Source organism: Kitasatospora sp. NPDC001225 (genome assembly GCF_053597855.1).
The window spans coordinates 1-1,263 of the sequence record NZ_JBSFJC010000466.1; the positions used below are offsets into that span (position 1 = coordinate 1).

The following is a 1,263-nucleotide window of genomic DNA, read 5'->3' on the forward strand; positions in this document are numbered from 1 at the left end:
GCCTGCCGGTGCTGCGCGAGCTGGAGCGGCGGCGGGCGGCCGGGGAGGCGCGCGAGCCGGTTCCGGGGGCCGACGACCGGGCGGCCTTCGTGCGGCTGTCGTTGGCGGTGGTCTGCCGCTCGGTCGCGTTCGTCGGGCTGAGCACCTTCCTCTCGCTGTTCACCACCCAGCGCCTGGGCGGCGGTGCGGCGGCGGGCACGGCGGCGCTGGTGGTGCTGTACGCGGGCGGCGCGGTGGGCTCGGTGCTGGGCGGCGCGCTGGCGGACCGGTGGGGGCGGGTGGCGGTGGCCCGCTGGTCGTACCTGGTGGCGGCGGTCGCGGTGGCCGGGGTGCTGCTGGTGCCGGGCCCGGCGCTGTACCTGTTCGTGGCGCTGACCTCGGCGGGCCTGTACGTGCCGTTCTCCCTGCAGGTCACGCTGGGGCAGGACTACCTGCCGTCGCGGATCGGTACGGCGAGCGGGATCACCCTCGGACTGACGGTGAGCGTCGGCGGGTTGGCGAGCCCGGTGATCGGCGCTCTCGCGGACGCGACCTCGCTGCGTACGGCGCTGCTGCCGCTGGTGCTGATGCCGGTGCTGAGCTGGGCGCTGTTCCGGACGCTCCCGGAGCCGGTGGTGTCGGAGCGGGTGGCTCCCGAGGCCGGGACGGCGCCGGTCGGGCGGTGACCGCCTCCGGGTAGGCGGCGGGAAAGACGATCACCTCATTGCGTTCATATCTGCTACGGTCGTGTTCGAAACAAACGATTGGTGAGTGGACGCTATGAAGATGTTCGGCAGGCGCCGGTGGCTCTGGGGCTCACTGCTGTCCGTGGCCGTGCTGCTGGCCGGCGCGGGCGGCTGGGTGGTCTACCAGAACGAGTACGACCTCACGGAGGAGCGGGTCACCGTCACCGGCGGCAGGCAGCCGCTCCAGGGCGTCCTGGCCCGCCCCACCGGCGGCCACGGGCCGTACGGACTGGTGGTCTTCGTCCACGGCGACGGGCCCGTGGACGCCACCCACGACACCTTCTACCGGCCGCTCTGGGAGGCCATGGCGAAGGCCGGGTACGCGACGCTCTCCTGGGACAAGCCCGGCGTCAACAACGCCCCCGGCGACTGGCTGGACCAGAGCATGCAGGACCGCGTCGACGAGACCCTCGCCGCGATCCGCTGGGCCAAGGCCCAGCCCAGGATCGACCCGAACCGGATCGGGCTCTGGGGCGCCAGCCAGGCTGCGTGGGACTCAGCGGTGCTCGGGTGGTGCTGGGTGGTGCTCGGTGCTGCT

At 73.4% G+C, this 1,263-nt stretch carries 2 protein-coding genes; both read left to right on the top strand.

From position 1 onward, the window contains the following. The coding region (locus ACWDCZ_RS41495; protein WP_449818747.1) for an MFS transporter at positions 1-665 on the top strand (665 nt) is incomplete at its 5' end. A gap of 94 nt (positions 666-759) precedes the next feature. Further along, on the top strand, positions 760-1,263 hold a 504-nt coding region (locus ACWDCZ_RS41500), incomplete at its 3' end, for an alpha/beta hydrolase family protein (protein WP_449818748.1).